At 64.6% G+C, this 17,723-nt stretch carries 12 protein-coding genes; 4 read left to right on the top strand and 8 right to left on the bottom strand.

The window, feature by feature from the left end; translation table 11 throughout:
• Positions 1-4 precede the first annotated feature (4 nt).
• The 6 genes from SLT36_RS12295 to SLT36_RS12270 form a co-directional block, all read right to left on the bottom strand.
• On the bottom strand, positions 5-2,347 hold the full coding sequence (locus tag SLT36_RS12295) for an SEL1-like repeat protein (protein WP_432287774.1): 2,343 nt from the start codon (positions 2,345-2,347) through the stop codon (positions 5-7).
• Positions 2,348-2,391: 44 nt separating this feature from the next.
• The gene (locus SLT36_RS12290) at positions 2,392-4,575 is read right to left on the bottom strand and encodes a tetratricopeptide repeat protein (RefSeq protein ID WP_432287772.1); all 2,184 of its coding nucleotides are present in this window, start codon (positions 4,573-4,575) and stop codon (positions 2,392-2,394) included.
• A gap of 165 nt (positions 4,576-4,740) precedes the next feature.
• Positions 4,741-6,636, bottom strand: a complete 1,896-nt coding sequence (locus SLT36_RS12285) for a hypothetical protein (protein ID WP_432287770.1) — start codon at positions 6,634-6,636, stop codon at positions 4,741-4,743.
• Complete coding sequence (locus SLT36_RS12280; protein WP_432287768.1) at positions 6,633-9,017, bottom strand: hypothetical protein; 2,385 nt, start codon at positions 9,015-9,017, stop codon at positions 6,633-6,635. The genes SLT36_RS12285 and SLT36_RS12280 overlap by 4 nt, the downstream gene beginning before the upstream one ends.
• 86 nt (positions 9,018-9,103) lie before the next feature.
• Positions 9,104-9,940, bottom strand: coding sequence for a glycoside hydrolase family 16 protein (locus tag SLT36_RS12275; RefSeq protein ID WP_432287766.1), 837 nt, complete (start codon positions 9,938-9,940; stop codon positions 9,104-9,106).
• Between the two features lie 158 nt (positions 9,941-10,098).
• On the bottom strand, positions 10,099-10,272 hold the full coding sequence (locus SLT36_RS12270) for a hypothetical protein (protein WP_432287765.1): 174 nt from the start codon (positions 10,270-10,272) through the stop codon (positions 10,099-10,101).
• Positions 10,273-10,466: 194 nt separating this feature from the next.
• On the opposite strand from SLT36_RS12270, the gene SLT36_RS12265 reads away from it, so the two are divergent.
• On the top strand, positions 10,467-11,534 hold the full coding sequence (locus SLT36_RS12265) for a GNAT family N-acetyltransferase (protein ID WP_432287763.1): 1,068 nt from the start codon (positions 10,467-10,469) through the stop codon (positions 11,532-11,534).
• A 58-nt stretch (positions 11,535-11,592) separates the two neighbouring features.
• Here the strand turns inward: SLT36_RS12265 and SLT36_RS12260 are convergent, their stop codons facing one another.
• Both SLT36_RS12260 and SLT36_RS12255 read right to left on the bottom strand, forming a co-directional pair.
• A complete protein-coding gene (locus SLT36_RS12260) occupies positions 11,593-12,621 on the bottom strand; it encodes a hypothetical protein (protein WP_432287761.1) in 1,029 nt (342 codons plus the stop codon).
• A gap of 166 nt (positions 12,622-12,787) precedes the next feature.
• Positions 12,788-13,129, bottom strand: a complete 342-nt coding sequence (locus tag SLT36_RS12255) for a hypothetical protein (protein WP_432287760.1) — start codon at positions 13,127-13,129, stop codon at positions 12,788-12,790.
• A gap of 744 nt (positions 13,130-13,873) precedes the next feature.
• On the opposite strand from SLT36_RS12255, the gene SLT36_RS12250 reads away from it, so the two are divergent.
• The 3 genes from SLT36_RS12250 to SLT36_RS12240 are packed head-to-tail and all read left to right on the top strand — an operon-like array spanning position 13,874 to position 17,716.
• Positions 13,874-14,677, top strand: coding sequence for a glycosyltransferase family 2 protein (locus SLT36_RS12250; protein ID WP_432287758.1), 804 nt, complete (start codon positions 13,874-13,876; stop codon positions 14,675-14,677).
• Positions 14,678-14,687: 10 nt separating this feature from the next.
• Positions 14,688-15,632: a glycosyltransferase family 2 protein gene (locus tag SLT36_RS12245; RefSeq protein WP_432287756.1), complete on the top strand. Its 945-nt coding sequence runs from the start codon at positions 14,688-14,690 to the stop codon at positions 15,630-15,632.
• Entirely contained in the window at positions 15,629-17,716 is a 2,088-nt protein-coding gene (locus SLT36_RS12240) for a glycosyltransferase (protein WP_432287754.1), read from the top strand. Before SLT36_RS12245 ends, SLT36_RS12240 begins: the two co-directional genes overlap by 4 nt.
• The last annotated feature ends 7 nt before the right edge of the window (positions 17,717-17,723 follow it).

The raw sequence follows: 17,723 nt of genomic DNA, 5'->3' as shown, positions 1-17,723 counted from the left end.
TAATCTAGAACGCGTAGGACAGGACGTCCCCGGCCTGGCTGCTCATCGGGCCGAAGCGGCAGGCATTGGGCACCGACCTGGCCGCGCAATAGCGGCTGACCGCGCGCGTCGTCGTGCCGCTGAGGACGCCGTTGACGGGTCCGTTGTAATAGCCGGCCTGCTTGAGTTGCTGCTGCGCCAGATAGATGTAGCCGTTCGGATGGGTCGTCCGCATCATGCGGACCAGCGACTGGCGCTGCTCGGCAGAAAGTTCGTGCATGCGCGCCACGATCGACTGGTAGCCCTTGGTGTCATTTGCGGCGGCGGCAAACAGCATCTCCTCGACGAGGCGATCGCCGCGCGACAGCCATGGCGACACGCCTGTCATCAGTTGCTCGGCGCGTTTGGCATCTGCCTTGATGAAGGTGGTGCGGCCATAACGGCGGCCGTCACGATAGTAGCTGATCAGATGACGCGCCGCCGCGACGTTGCCGGCGCCGGCTGCCTGTTCAAGCAGGGCTACGGCTGCCTTGGCGTCACGCTTGGTGCCCATGCCGTAAAGCATGGCGTCAGCGAGCGCGGTCGCAGCATCGTCCAGACCCGTCGCTTCGGCCTCACGCAAGGCGGCAACTCCGTCGGCCGGCTTGCCCGCATTGCGCAACAGGCTTTCCGACAGCGCCGAGCCGAGGATGAGCAGCCCGTAAGCATCGCCTGCCTCGGCCGCCTGGCGATAATAGCCGGCGGCCTTCTTGCCGTTGCTCTGCAGCAGCTTGCCTTCGCGATAAAGATCTCCGAGCCTGATCAGCCCTTGCGTCCGCCCGAGCGCCGCCGCCTCGGCATACCAGCGCATCGCCGCCTGGACATCGGGCGGGCCGCCATCGCCCCGGCTCAAAAGGTCGCCCATCACGATATGCGCCTCGGCTTCGCCGCTCTCGGTCGCAGCCTTCACCATAGCCCGGCCGGCAGCGACTTCCTGAGCTATGCCTTGCCCGCGCGCCAGCATGGCGCCGGCGCGGACGGCCCCAATGACATCGCCGAGCCCGGCGGCCTTGCTGTAATAGTCGAGCGCCTTGGGCAGATCCACGGCAACGGTCATGCCGTCGCTGTAGAAGTCGCCCAGGCGCACCAGCGCTTCCGGCTCGTTCAGGCCGGCTGCACGCTCATAGGCGGCGATTGCGCCGTCTGCGTCGACGGCACCCGACTGTGGCTCACGCAGCAGGTCACCAAGGCTGATCAGTGCCAGCGGATTGCCTGCATCGGCGAGCCGGCGGACCATGTCGCGCCCGCCCGAGACGTCGCGCAACGTACCCAAGCCATGCGCCGTCATCTCGCCCACCCGCAAGGCTGCGGAGATGTTGCCGGTGTCCGCAGCGCGCTGGTAGTAGGCAAACGCCGTGACAGGGTCCCTAACGACCGGAGCAGGCGTGGCGCCGCTGTAGACATCGCCAAGGAAAGTCAGCGCTTCCGCATCGCCGTCATCGGCCAGTTCCTTGATCGACGCCAGTCCGCCCTCGACGTCCTGACGCGTGCCCTGACCACGGAACGTCAGTTCGGCGACACGCAGCTTGCCGACCTGTTGCCCGGCCTCGGCAGCCTTTTCGTAGTAGCCGAATGCCTTGGCGTAGTCGGGCTTGCCGGTGCGGCCGCTGCCGAAGAGATCGCCGAGGCGCAGCAATGCGTCGGGATGCCCGAGCGCGGCTGCCTTGGCATAGGCTGCCTCCGCCCCTGGCATGTCGGGCACGCCGGCATCGGCATCGCTCATCAGGTCGCCCTGGGAGACCAGCGCATAGATGTTGCCGCGATCGGCAAGCGTTCGCACCAGCGCCAGCCCGGCTGCGCTGTCCCTGGCGATACCTTGGCCGCGCGCCAACATCTCGCCGCTGCGCAGGATGCCGGTTTCGTTGCCGGCCGCGGCGGCACGGCGGTAGTAGTCATAGGCGCGCGGCAGGTCGAGCGGGATCGCCCTGTTGTCGGCATGGCTGTAGAGGCCGCCAAGCGAGGCGAGTGCTGCCCCGTCGCCGGCCGATGCCACTTCCTCGATGGCCAGAAGCCCAGCGCTGATGTCACGTTCGGTGCCTTCGCCCAGCACGCGCATTTCACCGACGCGAAGCCGCGCCGCAGCACTGCCGGCATCCGCCGCCTGGCGGTAATAGTCGAACGCCTTGGCCGGATCGCGGTTGGCGTTGTCGGCGTTGCTGTAGAGATCGCCGAGCCGCAGCAAGGCGTCGGCGTTGACCGCTCGCTCCTGGGTAACAGCGCCTGGCGTGGCCGGCGCGCCCGCGTCGGGCGCGGTTTCCGCCGACAAGGCGGTGCTCGCCGAAAGTGCGGCGAACACCGTCATCAGAGCCACATGGCAGATACGCGACAATGCCAACTCCCTGACTGGCGCCTGGCATGCGGCGCCAGCAAAACTCAGTTCTGCACATCTCCCGCTGAAGCCGCCGGATTCTCCGCATCGACCGCCTTCAGATAATATTCGGCCGCCTTGCCACCGTCGGCCAGAACGCCTTTGCCGTCACGGTAGAGGTCACCAAGCCTGAGCAAGGCATCAGCGCGTCCCTGCCGGGCTGCATTCTCATAGGCCGCGACAGCGGCAGCACCATCGACCGGCCCGACCGCGCCGGACAGATGTAGGTCGCCAAGCACGACATAGGCATAGGGATCGCCTGCGACGCCGACCTGCCTGACCAGCTCGAGACCGGCCGGAATGTCCTGGCGCGTGCCTTCGCCGCGTGCGGTCATCTCGCCCTGACGCAGCCTACCGGTCTCGTCGCCGGCCATGCCGGCACGGCGGTAATAGTCGAACGCCTTGGCGGGATCGGCTGGTGTCGTCCCACCTAACCGATAGATGTCGCCGATGCGCACCAGCGCATCGGGACGCCCCAGCGCCGCTGCCTTCTCATAGGCCAGCACCGCTTCCTTCGCGTTGACCTTGCCGGTCGAGCCGTCGGCCAGAAGGGCGGCCAGCGACATCAGCGCCTCGCCATTGCCGGCATCCGCCACCGCCTTGACCATCTGCAGGCCGCCCACGACGTCCTTTGACGTCCCTTGTCCGCGCACCTTCATTTCGCCGGCATGGACGGCGCCCATCACGCTGCCGGCCTCGGCAGACTTGCTGAAATAGCCGAACGCCGTCACCGGATTGGCCGGCAGCAGTCCGCCTATGCCGCGCTGGTAAAGCCCGCCGAGCAGGTTCATCGCATTGGCATCGCCTTCGTCGGCGAGCGAGTTCATCTGCGCCAGGCCGGCGGCGACATTGCGATCGGTGCCCTGCCCGAGAACCGTCATTTCGCCGACGCGCAGCTTACCGGCCAGATTGCCGGCCCGCGACGCCCTGACATAATAGGCGAATGCCTTGGGTGGGTCGGAGGCGATCGCGCCGTTGCGGCTGTAGAGATCACCGAGCCTGACAAGTGCGTCGCTGTGGCCGAGCGATGCCGCCTTTTCGTAGGATGCGACCGAGGCGGCAAGGTCGACGGGGGCGACCGCCGCATCGCTGAGCAAATCGCCGAGCGCGATCAGCGCAAAGGTATCGCCATGATCGGCAAGACCGGTCAGCATCACCCGCCCAGCTTGATAGGACTGGGCAGTGCCGCGTCCCCGCGCCAGCATCTCGCCGGTGCGCAGGATGCCTGTCTCGTCGCCGCTGTCGGCGGCGCGGCGGAAATAGCCGAAGGCCTTGCCGAGATCGATGGCTATGACACCGCCATCGGCGCGGCTGTAGAGTGAGCCGAGCAGGACGAGCCCTGCCGGGTTGCGCGTGCGCGCCACCACCTCCTCGATCATCGCGAGCCCGGCCTGGACGTCCTGTGTCGTACCCTGGCCGGTAGCTGTCATCTCGCCGACGCGCAACTTGCCGACGTCGTAGCCAAGGCTGGCGGCCTTGCGGTAATAGTCCAGCGCCTTGTCTGGCTCCATCGCGACCATGCCCTGGGCGCCGGGGCGATAGAGGTCGCCAAGCAGCACCAACGCCTCGGGATTGCCGGCATCGGCGAGTGCTGCGATCATCGCCAGCCCCTTGCCAGTGTCGCGCGCAACACCTTGCCCGCGCGCCAGCATCTCGCCGACACGCAGCTTGCCGTCAGCGTTGCCGGCCTTGGCGGCCTGGTCGTAGAACAGATAGGCGCGCCTGGCGTCGGCCGCGACCACCCTGCCCTCGCGATAAAGGTCGCCGAGCCGCATCAGGGCTTCCGAGCTGCCCATATTCGCCGCCTGCATGTAAAGCTTCGATGCCGCGAACGGATCGGCCGGCGCGTCCTTGACGACGCCGATTAGGTCGGACGGTGAGATGACTGCGTAGATCGCGGCGGGACGGCCTGGGTTGTCGAGGCCGCGATAATAGGCAAGCGCGGCTTCCGCCGCCGCGGCCGTAGTCTTGCCGTCGCGGTAGAGGTCGCCCAAGGCGATGTAGGACGCCGCAAGCGCAAGAACAAAGCCATCCCGGCTTTCTTCGCTGGGCTTGGTGGCCTGGATTGCGTGGGGAGCGGCCGGGGGCGAAAGGCCCAACGCCGGCGATGTTGGAGCCTGTCCGGCGGGACTGGCTTCAGCACTTCCCGACACAACAACGCTGGCAACCAACAACCAGCCGATACGCATGGGCCCAAGCTCCCAACAGTGCGGACGCATCCAGGATGCGCCGCAGCTAATATGAAACAGTCATTGCATTTTTCCGGCAAGAGCATTCTTGAGCGGCACCGTTCACGAAGCCGTATCCTCCGATGCCTCCGCCCGCTTCTTCATGTTCATGCTTCGACGCGCGCATCACTTGATCCATTCGCCCATGCCGATCCCGTGGTCGTTTGGCGCAAAGACGCTCGCATCGGCAGTGGCGCGCACCAGCCGGAATCGCGCCGAGCTGCGCAAGGCCTTTTCGATCGCGTCGAGCGAGCCTTTCGGCATAACGCCGAGATCGTCGATATAGGCCTTCTGGCTGCGCGTGATGATGATGAAGGCCGAGCCCGCCGGCACCGCCCGCAGCCAGTCCCCGAGCTCGGCCGCCGGATCGGCGAGAACCGCTGAAATGGACTGCTTGCTCTCGTTGGAGATCGGCACATAAGTGAAGTTCTCGTAGTTCATGAACTGTTCGGGATAGTTGGGCGCGCCCTCGACAAGCACCGAACCGGCCGGCGCGTTGCTGTAGAGCCATTCCGACGCCTCCACTTCGGCCCGTGAGAAGGTGTACTGGCGGTCCTTGCCGTTGTTGGCGAGGACGAAAGCGACCGTGAGCACGGCGCCGAACGTGCCGATGGCAAAGCGCGCTATGGCGTCGCGTTGCGTGCCCGACCACGGGAAAAACACTGCCGCGGCAAAGAAGGCCAGGAACGGCAGTGCAAAGAGATAGACGCGGAACACGATCTCGCCGCCATAGGAGGTGGCAACGATCATAAAGGCGGGCGCCAGCGTCAGCACGATGGCCGGACCGTCGCGGAACCCCGCCACGAGCCGGCGCAGGCCGCCAAGAACCGCTGCCAGCGCGATCGCGCCGGTCAGCGCCCGCGACGCCCAGGACACCACCACCTGTCCTTCACTGACGATCGAGGTATCCACAAGGCGCTCGCTGATCTCGTTCGAGGTGTCGCCGAAACGCTGAACCAGCTCGGGCAGGATCGAGGCCATGTAGCCGTCGGCGTAGAACAGCAGCCAAGCGACTTCGACGAGGCCGGCAAAGACGAGGTAGCCAAGGCTCAATTGTCCGACGACCCAGAGGCCGCCAAGGGCCATGAGCACGACGATCGGCGTGAGCGGGTGGGTCGCCGTGATCATCACGATCAGCGCCATGGCCGCCAGTGAGGCTACGGCGGGCAGTTTTGGCGTGACGGCCAGCGTCACCGGCGGCTGGCCACGCGAGACGAAGGCGAAATAACGGCCGCAAAGCTTGGACAAGCCACGCCCGTTCGGGTCGGCCCAGCCGGGCACGATCCTGAGCGGGCCAACGCAAAGCGCGACCAGCAAGAGATAGAACAGAAAGGCGACGCCCTGCGGTGAGAAATAATCCTGGCCGATCCAGTTGCCGATGACGAACAGCCAGACCCCGCCCCACACCAGCCGTGGGTCGGCGGTGAAGCGGCGATAGATCTGCGGCAGCACCAGCACATAGAGCAGGTTGAGCGCCGGCGGCGAAAAGCGAGCGATGTCAGCCAGCTGGATAGGTTTGATGTCGAACAGGTTGGCGATCGCGGCGCAGAAGACGAACAGACCGGGCCAATTGGCATAGGCGGCGAGGAACGGCGCCTTGGGATCGATCTGGCCGTGCCGCTGGACGTAGTCGACGACACCGACATGCTTCCAGGCCCAGGCGTAACGCAACTCGTCATAGACGATGGCCGAGGTGCCATGAAGCAGCAGCACCAGCATGACGATCATCAAAAGCGGCATGCGGGTTTCGCAGACGCCGCGCTTCAGGCTGAAGGCGAAGCCGAGGCCGACGGCGGCATAGGCCACCCAGATGATACCAGGCAGGACCGAGATCAGGCCGTAGTCGTCGACACCGGCAGGATCGGTGACGAACAGGACGGCCAGCCACAAGGCAAAGGCGAGGCAAAGACAGATCAACGCGAGGTTGAACGGCGCTGTCGAGACACGGCCAGCATCCGCCAGGGGCTGCGCCTTCAGCGCCGGCGACATGGCAAGACTGGATTCCCGCGTCATCACATTCATATTGCGCCTCCATCGGTGGAGACGATCCTGAGAACACGATCGACATTGGACGCAATCCAGAGCCGGCCGACGCCCGAATGCGCCGGGCGCCGCACCCGCTCGCTAACCTGATGCAGCCAGACGAGGCCGACCATGGCACGGATCGCCGCGCCATCGCCGCTCCAGTCATCGTCCCCGTCCGAGCCGATGCCCAGCCACTGCCGCTCGTCGTCGCGCCACTCCGGCGTCCACAAGAGATCGGCAACGGCCGCGCCGAGCGGCTCGCTGCTGGTCATCATGCGCATGGCGACAGCCAGAACGCAGCCGTCGAAGCCACGTGGCGCGTTGGATCGCGCATTGCCCCATTCCAGCAGGCTGGCAAGCCGGGCGGCACTGCCCTGCCTCGAGGCGAAGTTCAGGTTTTGCGGCCAAAGATCGCCATGGCACCAGCCGAGACGCACCTGGCGACCGAGCCAGTAACGCCGCTGCTGGCCAACGAAACGTTCAATCGCCCGACGCCGTGCCGCTGCCAACATCGTCGACCCGCCGAGCTGCGCAAGCTTTGCCACCGGACGTTCGACCCATTCGTGCAACCAGACGTCGTCGATGGTCCGCATGGCGGCTGTCTGGCCGTGCAAGATGGCCACGGCCTTCGCCGCGGCTTCGAGGCCCGTCTGCCGCTCGGACGCGTCGCGCAGCAGCACACGCCCATCCGTCCCAGGTGCCATCGCCTCGATGCAATCTACGGCACCGCCGATGCGGGTGACTGACAGCCTCGTCGGCAACATCGGCCACAGCGCCTGAAGACGCATATCCGCGCGCAGCAGGTCGAGATTGTCGACCAGGCGCTCGAGATAGGCGGCGGCGATCGGGTCGCGCGCGCTGCGGAGAACGGCATAAGTGCCTTGCGACCGAACGGGCTCGTGCCGCACCGCCTCGTCCAGCACCGGTTCGCCGAGATAAATGATTTCCGTTCCTTCGGGTCCATGCTCGGATTTCAGCGCATGCCAGCCCGAGGCAGCGGAGCTTCCGGTCTTTGCCAGGAGCGGCCGGAGCTCGGCGTAACCAGGAACTGCAATACCCTTGTTGCGGCCGAAAGGCAGGAACTGGGACGAGAGCGACTTCAGCGAAGCGGCAACCGCCAGCCCCCAGTCGTGCATGCTGTGGCGGCGGCTGGTGACGAGGGCGAGCGCGCCGACGCCAAATGTGACCACCAGCATCGCCAGCAGCCAGGCATGCGCCATGCCGATCGGCCCTTCACTGCGCACCAGAAGCGCGCCGGCGCCGAGGGCTATGACCAGCGTCGCGACTTCGGCCGCCGCCACCGAACGCATCCAGCCCTTGGTGCGGGCGATCGACAGGTAGATCGAGAGCACGGCCGATACGACACTGGCCAGTGTGAACACCCTGAGGATCGCAGCACCTTCGGTGGCGTAGGCCGCACCGAACACCGACATGATGGGATGGGCGAACACCAGCATCAGCGCGACGAGGCCGAGCAGCGGCAGCACCGACATCACAGCCGCATCCGCCGCCAGCGCGCGCAGCCGGCCGGTGTCGCTGGCGCCCTCGGCGAGCAGCGACAGCCCCATCGAGCTGCCGACATAATAAAGCGAGGTGAAGATCGTCCAGGCGACGAAGAAGCTGGCGCTTTCGGCCGCGCCGACAAAATTGAGCACGACCAGCGGTGTCGCCGTCCAGGCCACCATCATCGACACCGAGCCGATGTAGTCCCAGCCGAAGAAGCGCGCCATGGCGCGGCGGTCAATCAGATTGGCATGGCCGGTTCCGGCTTGCGCCTTGGGCACGAGGCGCTTGAAAATCAGCAGGTTGACGGCGAGAACGAAGACCAGAACCGGTGCGGTCCACGACAGTGCGATGGCTTCCCATCCGAGCCCGGCGAGTGCCAGCGGGATGAGCATGGCGATCTTGACGACCTGGTAGATTGTCTTCGAGACCGGCACCCAGATCGACTGGCGCAGGCCCGACAGCGCACTGTCCTGCAGCGCGAACACCGACCAGACGGCGACGGTCGCCACGAACCACAAGATGACGCCCGCGCTCTCGGTCAGCACGTCGAGCTTGGGCATGAAGGCGCCGACGACCAGCAGGAAGACGATAGCGACGACGACCGAGGCGATGAAGGACGTGGCGTAGGCGAACAGGATCAACCGGCCGGCGCGGCCGCCGACAGTCGGCACGAAACGAACCAGCAGGTTACCAAAATTGAGCTGGGCAGCGTTGGACAGGTTGACGATGGTGGCGGTGATGGCGCCGCCGAGACCGATCGCCTCCTGCGAACAGTAACGCGCCGCCAGCAACCAGAACGCCAGCCCCAGCACCGCACTCAGGCCGCTGTTGGCGATCAGCGCGTAGCCGTTGCGCATCAGCGACGAGCCCATCAGCGCCTGCGGGAGGAGTGACCGCCAACCACTGCCGCCCGCCTGTGCCGTGGGCTCTCGCTGCCGCAGGGTGGGCGGGTGCGCGGTCATGACCCGGCACGCCGCCAGACACGAACATAATCGATCAGAAAATCGGCCGGGAATTTGGTCCTGGCGTCAGGCGACCCCGGCCAGTTGCCGCCGACGGCCAGGTTGATGAGCAGGTACATCGGTTCCTGCGAGATGCCGTCTGACTTGGCGTAGCGCCACATCTCCTTGCCATCGAGATACCAGACGACGGCATCCTTGCTCCATTCCAGGCCATAGGCATGCCAGTCGGCCGAAAGGTCGACCACCTTGGCGTTCTTGCCCTCGCTCTTCCAGTCCTTCTTCTTGTCGAGATAATGCAGGTGCATCTCGTAGACGTCGGGCGCATGACCCAGGACTTCGAGGATGTCGATTTCCGGACGCGGCTCCTGCGTCGACGGCAGAAGCCAGATCGCCGGCCACAACCCCTTGCCCTTGGGGATCTTGGCGCGGATTTCGAAATAGCCGTATGTGGTGGCGAAACGATCCGGCCTGGCGCGCTCGAGATAATCACGCCCCGTGGTCACCATACCCGAGGTGTAATCGAAGGTCCGCCCTTCATGGCCGGTCACCGTTTCCGGCCGCGCCGTCAGGCGCAGCACTCCATCGGCGACGCTGACATTGTCGGGCATGTACCACTGCAGTTCGTTGTTGGCGAGATTGGTACAGCCGTCCTTGTCCCACCAGTAGCAGCGGGTCCACTTGTCGCGATCGAGCTTGGGCTGGTCGAACTCTTCGGTGAAGATCCGCTCCCATTGCCCCTTGATCAGTGGCGGCTCGACGCCTTGCGCCAAGGCGCTCGCATGCCCGAACCACCAGACGCCCGCCAGCGCCACGCCCCACAACCCCTTACCCATGCACCAACCCGATAGGCCTGAACACACTGGCTCGTCGCGATAGGGGGGTGCCGGCCGTTGCCTGCGTGGTTCCGCGAAAGGCGGTTCGCGCGCATTGCCGGTTACCCGGAAATCTGTCGCTTACGATCTGTTAACTAGGACGGTTGCCAGACGCCGCGTCAAGCTGTTTCACCGCGTTCGGTAAATGACATGACCCATTCCAGCTCATATCCAAAATCATGTTCTGGGATTTTCCACGCATCGACTTGTTTGTCGAAATAGCGGCTATCTGTCCGGAATGCTTTATTTAAGTGGCTTTGACTTTGATTTGCGCTTTGGAGATTGTTTTCCATCACGAAGAAATAACAAAATTGTGATACACAATATCTTTATGGCAGTGCGGTAACCGTTTCTGAACAAAAGCGAATCCGGAAAGCAACTCCGGGGTTGCAAAGGTAGTGATATCTCACAAAATCTGCGACATTGGGTGGAAAGTGGGAGGCTTCTGACGGATACCGATCCGACAAATTTTGGCAGCGCACAGGACGTGCACGCCGCGGCGAGCACGCCGGCGGCTTTCGACGTGCAGAGCCCAGCGCCGCGCGACCTCTGGCATCGCCTGATGCTCGCCGATCCCGAAGCCCTGCCCTACCAGTCGCCGGCCTGGCTCGACAGCCTTTGCGCCCTCGGCAAATACCAGGACGCCAGCCGCGCCTACCGTTTTGCAGGCGGGCACCACTACGTGCTGCCGATGGTGCGCAACAGGCATCTGCCAGCCCGGCTGTCGGTCGCGGAGTCGATGCCTTATGCCTGGGGCCGCGGCGGCGTGCTCTCATCGCTGGTGCCCAAGGTCGAACATTTGCGCGCCATATTCGAGGATCTGGCGAAGCTGCCTTATCTCAGGATTTCGGTAAGGCCCAATCCGCGCCATGCCCATCTGTGGGCCGCCGCAGCACCTGCCCATGTCACCTCGGTGCCCGGCCTCGCCCACATCCTCGACCTCGATGGCGGCTTCGATGCCGTCTGGTCGACACGCTTCAAGAAGACGACGCGGACGCGGGTGCGCAAGGCCGAACGCGGTGGCATAGTTGTCGAGCGCGACACCACCGGCAAGCTGGTGCCCGTCTTCCACCAGCTGCTGCGCACATCCTTCGACCGCTGGGCCGACAAGCAGCACGAACCGCGCATGCTGGCACATCTGCGTGGGCGCAAGCGCGATCCGATGGAAAAATTCAGCTCGATCGCCCGGCATTTCGGCGAGGCCTGCCGCATCTGGGTCGCCTGGGTCGACGGCAAGCCGGCGGCGGCCGCCTTCGTGCTGCAATATGGCAACGTAAATGATGCCCGCGGCGCGATCGACCGCCATGCACTGGGCAGCTCAGGCGCCAACGACCTGATCCAGAAACTCGCCATCGAAGAGGCCTGCCACAGCGGCTGCCGCTACTACCATTTCGGCGAGACCGGCGCCTCGGCCTCGCTTGCGCACTACAAGCAGAGATTTGGCGCGACCCCACACGCGCACGCCGAATACTTCCTGGAAAAGCTGCCGATCACCGCCGTCGACGCCCGCGTGCGGCACGCGGCGAAATGGACGATCGGCTTCAAGGATACCTAGAGTTCTGTCCGGACGGAAAACGCTGTGCAGTTCTCCTGGAATCGCTATGTCCTGCCCCTCAGCCAGGGAACGCCAACAGCAGCATCCTTTGCGCGATCAGGTAGAATGCGGCGGCGAGCAGCAGCACCGGCACCACCTCGAACCAGAGCGGCCATCGCGAGCGGCCAGGGCGCAGGCTGGCGACTGAAACCTGCCGGATCGCGAGCGCGGCAATCGCCGAAACGGCCGCAACGAGCCCGGTCCGATAATTGCCAGCCACGTCTTCGGCGCGGAGCTGATCTTCCTCAATCTCGGCGCGCAGCTGCAACTGGCCGTCGGCGTCCACCGCCTCCGGCAGCCGCAGCCTAACATGCTTGACCGACGGATGTCCAAGCAGCGCCTCGCGGAAACGCTCGAGCATATCGGGATTGTATGGATCGCCCTGCTTGAAGGGCTGCAGGCGGCCCAGCTCGTCTTGTTTGAGACCGACAAGGCCACTGTAGGCGACGGCGCCAAACCGCGCCGACGCCCCCGGCTCGACGACGATACGGGCTGTCGCCAGCGCCTGCCCCGGGATCGGCAGCAACTCGCGTTCGGTGACGCGGACAAACGGATAGGAAGCGGTGCGCAACCGCCACAGCACCTCATCCTCGAGTGTTGCCAGCAGATCGCCGCGTGCGGGCTTGCCGACCGCCTCCATCATCTGCCGCGCAACGTCGTCGCGCACAGCATCAATGGCAACACCGTCGAGACCGTCGACCTCGACCATGCCGACGCGGAAAAGCGTGCCGGCCACGGGCTTTAGCGTGATCTTGTCGGGAGAGCGGAAACCAGTCGCAGCATCTGGCATTTCAACCCGGGCGTGGAGATAGCCCTGGCCGTGCATCAGCTCTTCCAGACGGTGACGTTCGGCTTCGACGGCAGGTTGCCAGCCTTGGATTGCCGCCCCCTCTGTGGCGCGCTGGAGTTCGGGAGCGTTCAGCGCCGAACGCAACACGCCGTCGAGACTGTCGTTGGACGTCGTCTCGAGTTCGATGGCTGGAAAATCGGCAGCAGTGGCCGGACCGGCAAACAGCGACAGCATCGCCAGCCAAGCCAGCGTCGCCACGATGGCCGGCAAGAAACATGCGCTTCGCTGGGCGTCTCGCGTTCTCACCCATTCAAAATACACCGCAACCACGCGCGCTGGAAATAGCCCTTAATTGTCCAGGCCCGTAGAGGTTGCTTACGCGGCCACCACGCGAGCGGATTGCCCGGCACGGTACAGCTCGCGCCTACTTCTTGTCGGGATCGTGCTCGGAACTGGGAGACGTTTCGCCCTCGTTACGACCGATCCTGCCGACGACGAGGGAGCCGCCGAGGGGCTGGCGTCGTAGCCGCGTCACGGCCACGACCTTGTCCATCTCGGCCTTGATTTCAGCCAACGTAGCCAGCGCCTCGTCCTCCCAGCGCTTCAACTCCGGATCAGGCATGCCTGACGCGGCCTCAGCCGTAGCCCGCGCTTCGCGTACGGTCAGGTAGTTCTTGTAGGCCTCATCCCACTTGCGGGTCAGGAGAACCCAGTCGTCGAAAGCGTCGGGGGCAGGAGGAGTTTCGGGTCGCTGTGGGCTAGGCAAGTTTGGTCCTCGAACAATCGGGCGCACGGAACATGTCACAGGCGCTGTGTCCGAACGCCGCTGATCGTGCTGGTGGCCCCCGCCTCCTGATTTCCTCCCAACCTAACATGAACGCCCCGGCCCGTCATTCAACCAGAGGCATTATCTCAGCGATTGCTAACAGACATATGTATGAATGTTGCGATTTCGCCGCACCGGCGCCAGGCGGCGGCAAGATCACGCTTTTCAAGCTGATCACAATATTGCGAACGGTTCGTGCACGGCATGGCTGGGTGCAACCATTACGGGACTGCGGCGTGCATCTCATCCGGAAATACCCGATTTTGCCGAGACTTCGAGTGAAAGGATTTAATATTAAAGCACCACCTAATACGCCGCGCATGAATTGACGTATGCCTGTCGCAGAGCGCATGCCAACGCGTTCGCAGCAGTTTAATTCAGATTAACATCTGTTTTTCTAATAATAAACATCGATGTGGAAAGTTCATACAAATCCACATCTATCAGATGAACCAATAGCGACGAAAGTTCACACGAATACTACATATGGTTTACAAAAACATAATATATGGTAAATTTCATATCGGCGAGTGGGGCTAACAAGACACTTGCGTCCAGATTTTTTGATCGGTAACGACCTCCCTGCGAAGTTGTGCTCGTCAGGCTGTGCTGTGCTGCGTCTGTAACATTTGGTTCGCGTCGTCATTGGATATGCCGCACCTATTTTGGGTTGGAGTAACCAGTATGACGGCGGCAGCATTTCCGCATCGGCCTGCAATGGAGGTCTTCAAGCTGGCAGGCTTGGCGACCAGCGGCACCCCGCGCATCAGTGTGGTGGTCCCGGCGAAGAACGAGGCCAAGAACCTCCCTCACGTCCTGCCGCACATCCCTGCATGGGTGGATGAGGTCATCCTCGTCGATGGCAACTCGACCGACGACACGATAGAGGTCGCAAGGTCGCTTCTGCCCGACATCGTCGTGCTGCAGCAGGATCGACGCGGCAAGGGTGCTGCCCTGCGCACCGGCTTCAACGCCGCAAAGGGCGACATCATCGTCACGCTCGACGCTGACGGCTCCGCCGATCCCGGCGAGATCCCGGCCTTCGTCGGCGCGCTGCTCGCCGGCGCCGACTTCGTCAAGGGCTCGCGCTTCATGCAGGGCGGCGATACCACTGACATGGAGTGGTATCGCCGGCTCGGCAACTGGGGACTTTTGACGCTCGTGCGCATCCGCTTCGGCGGCAAATTCACCGATCTCTGCTACGGCTACAATGCCTTCTGGCGAGACGTGCTGCCTTATCTCAACATCGAGGATGCGACGGGTTTCGAAATCGAGACCGAAATGAACGTCCAGGCACTGCGCGCCAACCTCAATGTGTTCGAGGTTGCGAGCAAGGAGTTCCCGCGCATCCATGGCGTCAGCAACCTGCGCACCATCCCCGATGGCTGGCGGGTGCTGAAGACGATCGTTCGCCTTGGCGTCTCCCGCCCGGCACGACCGGCCGTCCCGCCCCGCAGCACGGCCGGACAACACCAACCCAGCGTCTAGGCGAGCGATCATGACGGCGTCGGCGACTTCGGTATCAGTCATCATCTGCGCCTACGCCGACAACCGTCGCGAACAGCTTCATCGCGCCATCGCCTCCGTGCTCGCGCAACGCACCAAGGCGACCGAGATCATCGTGGTCATCGACCACAACATGCCGCTGTGGGCTTTTTTCTTCGCCACCTATCCGGCCATCACCGTCATCGTGAACGAAGGCGCGCGCGGCCTTTCGGGTGCCCGCAACACCGGCGTCAGGCGGGCGAGCAGCGAAATCCTGGCCTTCCTCGACGACGACGCGGTCGCCGCCCCGGATTGGCTGGAAAAGATGCTGCCGCACTATCGCAACCCCTCGGTCATCGGCCTTGGCGGCCAGGTGCTGCCGATGTGGCAGGTCGATCGTCCGCGCTGGTTCCCGGAAGAGTTCCAGTGGGTTGTCGGCTGCAGCTATCGCGGCCAGCCCGAAAAGGTCGAGCCGGTGCGCAATCCCATCGGCTGCAACATGTCGTTCCGCCGCAACATCGTCGAGTTGACCGGGGGGTTCCGCGAAGGCATCGGCCGCACCGCGGCCGATGCTGCCGGCTGCGAGGAGACGGAGCTCTGCATCCGCGCGCTCCAGGCCATTCCCGGCTCGCTCATCCTCTACGATCCTGATATGAGCGTGCACCATCAGGTTACCGCCGAGCGCGCCGCCTGGGGCTACTTCCGCAAGCGCTGCCTCGCCGAAGGTCGTTCCAAGACGCAGGTCGTCAGCGCCGTGGGCGCGCTGGACGGATTGTCCAGCGAACAACGCTATGTCATGCGCGTCCTGCCGGCAGGCGTTCTGCGTGGGCTTGGCGATGCGGTGCTGAAGCTCGACATATGGGGGCTGGCCCGCGCCGCCGGCATCTTCTTCGGCCTTGGCTACACGACGATGGGTTATGTTGGCGCCCGCTTGAGCCGTCCACGGAGGCAAGCATGAGCGTGCCCGAGTTTCACCCGATCAAGATCCTCGACGTCGACGTCTGCCGGCCGATGAACGATGTGCAGATGTTCGACGCGGCAACCGACCAGCGCTATGGCGGCGTCTTCTGCCTGGTCCGCCGCCAGGGCCGTCCGGTGACGATCATGGAGTTCGATTTCGACGAGGACGTGCTGACAACATTCGAGCTGCGCCGCCGCATCGGCGAGAACCAGGCTGTCCAGGACAGCAGCTTCCAGCACGACGCGCCGCTGCCAAAAAAGGATGGCCCGTTCGCCAGCGTCGTCATCGCCACGCGCGATCGTGCCGAAAGCCTGGCGCGATGCCTCGATTCACTACTGCTCCAGACCTATCAGCCCTTCGAGATCGTCGTCGTCGACAATGCGCCGTCCTCCTCGCAAACTGCTGATCTGATCGCCCGGCGTTACGGCGGTGCGCGCGCGGTGCGTTATGTCAGGGAAGACGTGCCGGGCCTTGGCCGCGCCCACAATGCCGGGCTTGCCAACCTGTCGTCCGAGCTGGTGCTGTTCACCGACGACGATGTCGTCGTCGACCCCAACTGGGTGGCGGCGATGGCCGCAAATTTCGACCGCGACGGCCGGGTCGGCTGCGTCACCGGCCTGATCCTGCCGGCAGAGCTCGACACACGCGCGCAATTCTGGACCGAGCGCCATGGCGGCTTCGGCAAGGGCTTTGCGCGTAAGGTCTTCGATCTCGCCGGCAACAGGCCGGCGGGGTCGCTTTTTCCCTTCACCGCCGGACAGTTCGGCTCGGGCGCCAACATGGCGTTCAGGACCGAGGCGCTGCGCCAGATTGGCGGCTTCGATTCAGCGCTGGGCGCCGGCACGCTGGCGCGCGGCGGCGACGATCTCGCCTCCTTCTACGCCGTGGTCCAGGCCGGCTTCCAGCTTGTTTACGACCCGCGTGCGCTGCTTTGGCACCATCATCGCCGCGGCGAGGACGGCATGCGCCGCCAGGCCTTCGGCTATGGAATGGGCCTCGGCGCCTATCTCACCAAAGTCGTCATCGACGAACCGGCGGCAGCCTTGCGGCTGGCGCGCGCCATGCCTGCCGGCATCGCCCACATGGCCGGCCCGACATCGCCCAAGAACCAGCGCCTGCCGGGCGACTATCCGAGCAATCTGGTCTGGCGCGAGAGGCTCGGCATCGCTGCTGGCGTGCCGGGCTATCTGCGCAGCCGCTATGCCGCACAACGCAGCCCGTCATCCGGCATCGCTCCCTCGGCAAACGGGCACGAGGTCGCCTTCAAGGGAGGATCGACAGCTATGCGCCCATCCGTGCCTATCCTTGTTTATCACAGCATCGACACCAGCTGTGCTGCGCCCTACCGGCGCTGGATGATGCTGCCCGACGAGTTCGAGCGCCACATGCAGGTGCTGGCCGAAGGCGGCTTCCGCCCGGTGACGATCTCGGCGCTGGCGACGATCTTCAGGGAAAAGCGGCCTTTGCCGCCGCGCACCGTCTGCATCACCTTCGACGACGGGCTGCAGGATTTTCTCATCGGCGCCATGCCCATCCTGGAACGCCACGGTTTTGCCGCGACGCTCTATGTCGTCTCCGGCTTGGTCGGCAAGACCAGCCAGTGGCTTGCTTCATCTGGCGAAGGCGATCGGCCGATGCTCGGGTGGGGTGATCTGCGCGCGCTGGCCTGCGAAGGCATCGAAATCGGCGCCCACACAGTCAGCCACCCGCAGCTGGACATCCTGTCGGCCAGCGATGCCGCACGCGAGATACATGACAGCAAGCTCGCCCTCGAACACGGCCTGAAGCGGCCAGTGCACAGCTTCGCCTACCCGCACGGTTATTCGAGTCGCACCACGCGCGCGCTGGTGCGCGGCGCCGGCTTCACCTCGGCGTGCCGGGTCAGGCATGCGATGACGACGACAACGGAAGACCCATACACCTTGTCGCGCATCGTCATGACCAGCGAGATCGGGCCAGCCGAATTGCGCCGCATGCTGACCCAGCCGGTGCTGCCGGTGGCGCCGCCGGCCGACCGGCTGGTGGCTTCTGGCTGGCGCATGGTTCGCCGCTTCCAGCATATGGCGCATGCCGGCGGCTAGGATCGAG

It is taken from the genome of Aminobacter sp. BA135 (assembly GCF_050859125.1).
GTDB classification, from domain to species: Bacteria; Pseudomonadota; Alphaproteobacteria; order Rhizobiales; family Rhizobiaceae; genus Aminobacter; species Aminobacter ciceronei.
This window is presented reverse-complemented; position numbering and strand designations above follow the sequence as displayed.

Excerpts from the sequence above, each read along its gene's own strand:
- SLT36_RS12275 (WP_432287766.1), bottom strand. The coding sequence starts at position 9,940 with ATGGGTAAGGGGTTGTGGGGCGTGGCGCTGGCGGGCGTCTGGTGGTTC.
- SLT36_RS12285 (WP_432287770.1), bottom strand. The coding sequence starts at position 6,636 with ATGAATGTGATGACGCGGGAATCCAGTCTTGCCATGTCGCCGGCGCTG.
- SLT36_RS12290 (WP_432287772.1), bottom strand. The coding sequence starts at position 4,575 with ATGCGTATCGGCTGGTTGTTGGTTGCCAGCGTTGTTGTGTCGGGAAGT.
- SLT36_RS12280 (WP_432287768.1), bottom strand. The coding sequence starts at position 9,017 with ATGGGCTCGTCGCTGATGCGCAACGGCTACGCGCTGATCGCCAACAGC.
- SLT36_RS12270 (WP_432287765.1), bottom strand. The coding sequence starts at position 10,272 with ATGGAAAACAATCTCCAAAGCGCAAATCAAAGTCAAAGCCACTTAAAT.
- SLT36_RS12250 (WP_432287758.1), top strand. The coding sequence starts at position 13,874 with ATGACGGCGGCAGCATTTCCGCATCGGCCTGCAATGGAGGTCTTCAAG.
- SLT36_RS12245 (WP_432287756.1), top strand. The coding sequence starts at position 14,688 with ATGACGGCGTCGGCGACTTCGGTATCAGTCATCATCTGCGCCTACGCC.
- SLT36_RS12240 (WP_432287754.1), top strand. The coding sequence starts at position 15,629 with ATGAGCGTGCCCGAGTTTCACCCGATCAAGATCCTCGACGTCGACGTC.